Below are 6,915 nucleotides of genomic sequence, written 5' to 3' on the forward strand. Positions count from 1 at the left end.
CCCCCCACACCGCGCGCGAGGCAGACCCCTTCCCGGTCAAGGGAATGGACGCGGTCGTCTTCGCCGTGGGCAACGCCAAGCAGGCCGCGCACTACTACTCCACCGCCTTCGGCATGAAGCTCGTCGCGTACTCCGGACCGGAGAACGGCAGCCGCGAAACCGCCAGTTACGTGCTGACGAACGGCGCCGCCCGCTTCGTCTTCACCTCCGTCATCAAGGCCTCCACCGAGCGGGGCCACTTCCTCGCCTCCCACGTGGCCGAGCACGGCGACGGCGTCGTCGACCTCGCCATCCAGGTCCCGGACGCGCGCGCCGCGTACGCCTACGCCGTCGAGCACGGGGCGCGCGGGCTCACCGAGCCGTACGAGGAGAAGGACGAGCACGGCAAGGTCGTACTCGCCGCCATCGCCACCTACGGCAAGACCCGCCACACGCTGGTCGAGCGCACCGACTACGACGGTCCCTACCTGCCCGGTTTCGTCGCCGCGAAGCCCATCGTCGAGCCCCCGGCCAAGCGGACCTTCCAGGCGATCGACCACTGCGTCGGCAACGTCGAACTCGGCCGGATGAACGAGTGGGTCGCCTTCTACAACAAGGTCATGGGCTTCACGAACATGAAGGAGTTCGTGGGCGACGACATCGCCACCGAGTACAGCGCGCTGATGTCGAAGGTCGTGGCCGACGGGACGCTGAAGGTCAAGTTCCCGATCAACGAGCCCGCCATCGCCAAGAAGAAGTCGCAGATCGACGAGTACCTGGAGTTCTACGGCGGCGCGGGCGTCCAGCACATCGCGCTCGCCACGAACGACATCGTGGAGACCGTACGCACCATGCGCGCGGCCGGCGTCCAGTTCCTGGACACCCCCGACTCGTACTACGACACGCTGGGGGAGTGGGCCGGGGAGACCCGGGTGCCCGTGGAGACCCTGCGCGAGCTGAAGATCCTCGTCGACCGCGACGAGGACGGCTATCTGCTCCAGATCTTCACCAAGCCGGTCCAGGACCGGCCGACCGTGTTCTTCGAGATGATCGAGCGGCACGGGTCGATGGGCTTCGGCAAGGGCAACTTCAAGGCGCTGTTCGAGGCGATCGAGCGGGAGCAGGAGAAGCGGGGCAATCTTTAGGCGCCGTTGATCGCGGGCTGCGCCCAGCTCGTCCTCAATCGCCGGACAGGCTCAAGTGCCCTCGTCTGTCCGGCGATCGGGCGTCTCAGAGGCCCGCTCGGCCGCGGGCGAACTCCAGCGAGCGGGTGAAGACGCTCTCCACCTCCGCATCGTCAAGTCCGTGCCAGGCGTGGTCCGCGCCCGGGACCGTCCACAGCTCCGCCTCGGCGCCGGCCTGCCGGAGCGCGGCCGCCAGGGACGCGCTGTGCGAGTGGTCCACCATGGTGTCCGCGTCGCCGTGGACCAGGAGGAACGGCGGTGCCCCCGGGGCGACTTGGGCCACGGGGCTGGCCGCGCGGGCCCGCTCCGGGGCGCTCGCCGGGGCCGCGCCCAGCAGGCGTGCCTCCGGCGTGGCGGGGTCCTCCGGGGTGAAGTGGCCCCGCGCGGTGGTCAGGTCGCTCGGGCCGTACCAGATCACCGCGCCCGCGAGGGAAGGCTCGGCCAGCGCGAGGAGCGAGGCGAGGTGGCCGCCCGCCGAGTCGCCCCAGACCACGGTCCGCCCGGTGTCGACGCCGAGTTCCGCGCCGCGCAGAGTGAGCCAGCGCAGGGCGGCCCGCAGGTCGTCGAGCGGGGCGGGGAAGGCGGCCTCGCCGCTGAGCCGGTAGTCGACGCAGGCGACGGCGCATCCGGCGGCCGCGATGCGCGCGAAGGGGCCCGGCGTCCACCGCCGGGTGCGCAGGCCCATGTCGTCGCGGCGGCCGAGGAACCACGCGCCGCCGTGCACGAAAAGCACCAGCGGCGCCGGAGCGGGGTCGGGGGTGGTCCCGGGGAGCCACAGGTCGAGTTCCAGGGGGCGGCTGCCCGCCGCCTGGAGATAGGGCACACCGCGCAGCTCCCGCACGCCCGGCTCGCGCACGGCCGCGGGCGGCAGGGGTGCCACGTCCGGGTCGGGCGCGGCGATCAGGGTGCGCAGGGCGGGCCCGGTCACCGGGTGCGCCACTGGTGGTCGGGGAGGAAGTTCACGTCGTACTGCTCGGGGACGGTTCCCCACTTGTGGGGCTCGGGGACGAGCGGCCGGTGCGGCAGACCGTGCTGCTGCGTGGGCGCGCCGAGGTTCTCGAAGAACCGCTCGAAGGTGCCGCCGGGGCCCGCCGCGACGCCGACGACCTGGCTGTGGTGGCGCTCCATGCGGTAGGCGTGCGTGCAGTTCTTCGGTACGAAGCCGAAGTCGCCCGGGGTGAGCAGCTTCTCCTGCTGTTCGCCCTCGGTGTCCTCGACGAAGAGGCGGACGGCGCCCTGGGTGACGTAGAAGACCTCGTGCGTGTCGGCGTGCATGTGGGCGGGGATGAGGTCGCCCTTGGGGCCCTCCACGGTGAAGAAGTTGAAGGTGTTCTCGGTCTGCTCGCCGCCCGCGTAGACGGTGACCAGGTCGCCGAAGAGATGGGCGCGGTCGCCCTCGCCCTTCTCGATGAAGTAGGGCTTGCCCGGATCCGCGGGGATGCGGGAGGCGGGGCGGTAGCGCGTGGCGTACTCGATGGTCATGGGTGTCGCTCCTCGGCGAATCGGGAATGTCAGGTAGCCTGACATTAAAGAGTGCCGGTGAGCAAGCCGGTCCCGAGAACGTCAGTGAGGAAACATGCCGTCCCAGCCGCGTGACCTGCCCCAGCTCCTCGGCGAGGCCCGCCGCTGGTTCGAGGAAGGGCTCTCCGCCGCCATGGCCGCCGCCGGGGCTGCCCCGGTCTCGCCGACGCAGGTGCAGCTCTGCTCCGTACTGGACGAGGAGGGCACCACGGTCTCCGAGCTGGCGCGGCGCATGGGCGTCACCCGGCAGACCGCGCATCAGGCCGTGCACGGCCTGGTCGCCGCCGGGATCCTCGAACAGGTCCCCGACCCCGCCTCCGCCCGGCAGCGCCTCATCCGGCGCACCGCCGAAGGGGAGCGGGCGCATCGCCAGGCCAAGTCCGCCATCGCCGGCCTGGAACGGCAGCTCACGGAACGCATCGGCGAGGAGCTGGCCACCGCCCTGCGCACGGCCCTGGAGACTCCGTGGGGCCCGGTCCCGGGCCCGGGACCGGAGTTGGCGCCAGGCTCAGCTCCCCGATGACCCGGTGCCGGTGCGCGGCGGGCTGATCCGCGTGGACTGCCGGGGCGTGCTCGGTGTCCACTGGCGCCGGGCCGACGGGCGCGGCGAGGCCTGGCGGTAGGAGTAGCCGCGCGGAGCCGTCTGCCGCGTGGCCATCGGGGCCGGGGCGGGTTCCACCGGCGCGTACACCTGTGCGGGCCCGCCCTCGGGCGGCTCGCCCAGCGCCTCCATCGCCTCCTTCGCCGCGGGCACGGCGAGCGGCGAGAAGTACGGGTTGATCCGCAGGGCCTCCCCGATGTGCCGCCGCGCCGCCCCGTACCAGCCGAGCTGCCGCTCGATCTCCCCGCGGTGGTAGGCGAACAGCGCGCTGCGCGGCCCGTCCTTCATCGCCTTCGTCACCAGCTTCAGGCCCGCCTCGCCGTCCCCGGACAGATGCAGCGCCCAGCCGAGCGCGTCGGCCGTCTGCGGATTGCCGTGCCGCTTGTACTCCGCCTCAAGGCGCTCCACCGCCGCGTCCGGATCACCGTGGTCCGCCTCGAAGAGACCGAGGACGCGTTCGTTGTTGACCCCGCCCCCGCTCTCCTGCCTCACCCGCGCCCGCAACACGTCGTACTGGGCGCGCGCGGCCGGCCGCAGGTCCAGCGACTCGTACAACTCGCCCAGCTCGAGGGCGTACTCGGGAAGCGGCTGCCGGGTGAGCGCCGTGCGGTAGCTGTGCAGCGCCTCCGAGGTGCGGCCGAGCGCGGCGAGCGCGCGGCCCTTGCCCGCGAGGGAGGCGTGGTGGTCGGGGTCGGCGGCGAGCGCCGCCTCGTAGTAGCGCAGCGCCTGGGCCGGTTCGCCCCGCTCCCACGCCAGCTCCCCGACGCGGTGCAGATACGCGGCCTTCTCCGCGGGGGCCTCCGCGAGCGCCGCCGCGTCGGTGAGCGAGGCGTTGGCGTCCTCGCGCCAGCCGCGGTCGCGGTACACCTGCCCCGTGCGCGCCTTGACCGCCGCGCCCGAGCCGAGCTTCTGCAGCGACTCCAGCGCCCTGCCGACACCCTTGGCGTCCCCGAGCCCCGTGTACGCGTCGATCAGCGCGGGATACACCGTCCACCGCTTCGGCGCCTGCCGGACCGCCTGCTCGCCCCACGTGCGGGCCGCCCGGAAGTCGCGCCGGGCGTTCGCCAGGGTGGCGAGCCCCGTCAGCGCCTCCGGGTTGCCCTGGGGCCTGGCCCTGAGCGACGTGCGCAGCGCCTGCTCGGCCTTCGGGTAGTACGCGAAGTCGGCGGTGCGGGCGCCCCGCGCCACATACGCCGAGCCGAGCACAGCCCAGGAGTGGTCGTCACGGGGGTGTGCCCGCAGATGCGCCTCACGCTCCCCGATCAGCGCCACCAGATCCGGCAGCGCGGCCGGCGCCCCCGTCCCCACGGCCGCCATCGCGCGCCCCGCGGGCCCGAGCGCGGGCGGCCCGCCCTCCCCGCGGTCCATCGGCACCAGCACATACGCGGCACCGGCCACCGCGGCCCCCACCACGGAGGCGATCAGTGCCCGCCGCACCGAACCCCTCATGGGGGACTTGTAAGGCCCCGTCGGGGACCCGTAGGACCCCATGAGGGGCCCGTAGGACTTCGCGTAGGACCTGTAACGCTTCATGCCGATCACTGTGCGTCAATACGAAGAGCACATCCCGGCACGGCCCGGGCGTCGCACACGGGTTCACACCGATGGCCCCGGGTGCGAGGCTGTGATCATGAGCCGCACCCTCATCGCACTCCTCCGCGAGGGTCTGCCCGCCGAGGCGGTCCTCACGGATCCGGACGTCACATCCGCCTACTCCCACGACATGGCGAGCTTCTGCGAGGCGGGCGTCCCCGCCGTCGTGGTGCTGCCCCGCACCGTCGAGCAGGTCCAGCACGTCATGCGCACCGCCAACGAGCTGCGCGTCCCCGTCGTGCCGCAGGGCGCCCGCACCGGCCTGTCCGGCGCCGCCAACGCCAGCGAGGGGTGCGTCGTGCTCTCCCTCGTCAAGATGGACCGCATCCTGGAGATCAGCCCCGTCGACCGGATCGCGGTCGTCGAGCCGGGCGTCGTCAACGCCGCGCTCTCCCGCGCGGTGGGCGAGCACGGCCTGTACTACCCGCCGGATCCCTCCAGTTGGGAGATGTGCACCATCGGCGGGAACATCGGCACCGCGTCCGGCGGGCTGTGCTGCGTTAAGTACGGGGTCACCGCGGAGTACGTGCTCGGGCTCGACGTCGTCCTCGCCGACGGGCGGCTCATGAGCACCGGCCGGCGCACGGCCAAGGGCGTCGCGGGGTACGACCTCACGCGCCTGTTCGTCGGCTCCGAGGGCAGCCTCGGCATCATCGTCCGCGCCGTCCTCGCGCTGCGGCCCAAGCCGCCCCAACAGTTGGTGCTTGCTGCCGAGTTCGCCTCGAGCGCGGCCGCCTGCGACGCCGTATGCAAGATCATGGAGGGCGGTCACGTCCCGTCGCTGCTCGAACTGATGGACCGTACGACCGTGAAGGCCGTGAACGCGCTCGCGCACATGGGGCTGCCCGAGACCACCGAGGCCCTGCTGCTCGCCGCCTTCGACACCCCCGACCCGGTCTCCGACCTCGCGGCGGTGGGCGCGCTCTGCGAGGCCGCGGGCGCCACCCAGGTGGTGCCGGCCGAGGACGCCGCCGAGTCGGAACTCCTGCTCCAGGCGCGGCGGTTGTCCCTCACCGCGCTCGAAGCGGTCAAGGGCACCACGATGATCGACGACGTGTGCGTGCCGCGCTCCAGGCTCGCGGAGATGCTCGACGGGGTCGAGCGCATCGGTGAGAAGTACGGGCTCACCATCGGGGTCTGCGCGCACGCGGGCGACGGCAACACGCACCCCACCGTCTGCTTCGACGCGGCCGACCCCGACGAGGCCCGGCGCGCCCGCGAATCCTTCGACGAGATCATGGCCCTCGGTCTCGAACTCGGCGGCACCATCACCGGCGAGCACGGCGTCGGGGTCCTGAAGAAGGAGTGGCTGGCACGCGAGATCGGCCCGGTGGGAGTGGAGATGCAGCGGGCCGTCAAGGCGGCCTTCGACCCGCACTCGCTCCTCAACCCGGGCAAGTTGTTCTGAGACAGCTCACTCACCGTCCTTGGAATCGTCCGAGGGCCACGGGTCGCGCAGCCACAGCTCGTCGGCGCCGAAACGGCCCGCGGCGGGTGCGAGCAGCTCGGCGAGGCCGTCGTCGATGCCGAGCTGCTCGGACTCAGAACCCGGAGGGACCACCCGCAACGTCCGCTCCAGCCAGGCGGAGACCGCGGCCGCCGGTGCTTCGAGGAGTGCGTCGCCGTCCGGCGAGCTGAGCGCCATCAGAACGACGCTGCGGTCGTCCACCTTCGTCGGCCAGACCCGCACATCGCCGTGACCGCACGGCCTGAACACCCCCTCGACCAGCAGCTCGCGGGCGAACGTCCAGTGCACGGGGCGCTCCGAGCCGATGTGGAAGGCGATGTGGACGGCGTACGGATCGTCGGTGCGGTAGGTGAGGCGGGCCGGCACGGGGATGACCCGTTCCGGCGAGAGGACCAGCCTGAGCTCGAGCTCGCGTTCCACGACGGAGTGCATGTCGGTGTGCTTCCTTCCTCGTCGGGGCCCTGGGAGAGGACCCATACGAGTGGAGAGCGCGTGATCCCCGGAGCATTACGCGGGTTCGGGGATTTTTCTCCGTACGACTCCGGAAAGGTGACCGGCGGGGGCGTGGG

7 protein-coding genes are annotated in these 6,915 nt (G+C 72.3%); 3 read left to right on the forward strand and 4 right to left on the reverse strand.

The annotated features are described in order from the left end of the window. The coding region (gene hppD / locus GKQ77_RS24055) for a 4-hydroxyphenylpyruvate dioxygenase (RefSeq protein ID WP_258021847.1) at positions 1-1,124 on the forward strand (1,124 nt) is incomplete at its 5' end. Between the two features lie 85 nt (positions 1,125-1,209). Here the strand turns inward: hppD and GKQ77_RS24060 are convergent. Both GKQ77_RS24060 and GKQ77_RS24065 read right to left on the reverse strand, forming a co-directional pair. Next, positions 1,210-2,091 carry an alpha/beta hydrolase gene (locus GKQ77_RS24060; protein WP_219691018.1) on the reverse strand — a complete coding sequence of 294 codons (882 nt, stop codon included), beginning with the start codon at positions 2,089-2,091 and terminating at the stop codon, positions 1,210-1,212. Beyond that, a complete protein-coding gene (locus GKQ77_RS24065; protein ID WP_219691019.1) occupies positions 2,088-2,645 on the reverse strand; it encodes a quercetin 2,3-dioxygenase in 558 nt (185 codons plus the stop codon). Before GKQ77_RS24065 ends, GKQ77_RS24060 begins: the two co-directional genes overlap by 4 nt. A gap of 94 nt (positions 2,646-2,739) precedes the next feature. Here GKQ77_RS24065 and GKQ77_RS24070 point away from each other — a divergent pair, with 94 nt between their 5' ends. Further along, positions 2,740-3,207, forward strand: coding sequence for a MarR family winged helix-turn-helix transcriptional regulator (locus GKQ77_RS24070; protein ID WP_219691020.1), 468 nt, complete (start codon positions 2,740-2,742; stop codon positions 3,205-3,207). Here GKQ77_RS24070 and GKQ77_RS24075 read toward each other — a convergent pair. Further along, on the reverse strand, positions 3,193-4,734 hold the full coding sequence (locus GKQ77_RS24075; RefSeq protein ID WP_258021848.1) for a tetratricopeptide repeat protein: 1,542 nt from the start codon (positions 4,732-4,734) through the stop codon (positions 3,193-3,195). The genes GKQ77_RS24070 and GKQ77_RS24075 overlap by 15 nt on opposite strands. Positions 4,735-4,915: 181 nt before the next feature. Between GKQ77_RS24075 and GKQ77_RS24080 the strand changes: the two genes are divergently transcribed. Further along, entirely contained in the window at positions 4,916-6,286 is a 1,371-nt protein-coding gene (locus GKQ77_RS24080) for an FAD-binding oxidoreductase (protein ID WP_219691021.1), read from the forward strand. A 6-nt stretch (positions 6,287-6,292) separates the two neighbouring features. Here the strand turns inward: GKQ77_RS24080 and GKQ77_RS24085 are convergent, their stop codons facing one another. After that, on the reverse strand, positions 6,293-6,778 hold the full coding sequence (locus tag GKQ77_RS24085; RefSeq protein WP_219691022.1) for an SsgA family sporulation/cell division regulator: 486 nt from the start codon (positions 6,776-6,778) through the stop codon (positions 6,293-6,295). Between the last annotated feature and the right edge of the window lie 137 nt (positions 6,779-6,915).

It is taken from the genome of Streptomyces anatolicus (assembly GCF_019400875.1).
In the GTDB taxonomy this organism is placed as follows: domain Bacteria; phylum Actinomycetota; class Actinomycetes; order Streptomycetales; family Streptomycetaceae; genus Streptomyces; species Streptomyces anatolicus.

What these genes read in the sequence shown, in the direction of transcription:
- GKQ77_RS24065 (WP_219691019.1), bottom strand. Translation starts at nt 2,645, where the DNA reads ATGACCATCGAGTACGCCACGCGCTACCGCCCCGCCTCCCGCATCCCC.
- GKQ77_RS24070 (WP_219691020.1), top strand. Translation starts at nt 2,740, where the DNA reads ATGCCGTCCCAGCCGCGTGACCTGCCCCAGCTCCTCGGCGAGGCCCGC.
- GKQ77_RS24075 (WP_258021848.1), bottom strand. Translation starts at nt 4,734, where the DNA reads ATGAGGGGTTCGGTGCGGCGGGCACTGATCGCCTCCGTGGTGGGGGCC.
- GKQ77_RS24080 (WP_219691021.1), top strand. Translation starts at nt 4,916, where the DNA reads ATGAGCCGCACCCTCATCGCACTCCTCCGCGAGGGTCTGCCCGCCGAG.
- GKQ77_RS24085 (WP_219691022.1), bottom strand. Translation starts at nt 6,778, where the DNA reads ATGCACTCCGTCGTGGAACGCGAGCTCGAGCTCAGGCTGGTCCTCTCG.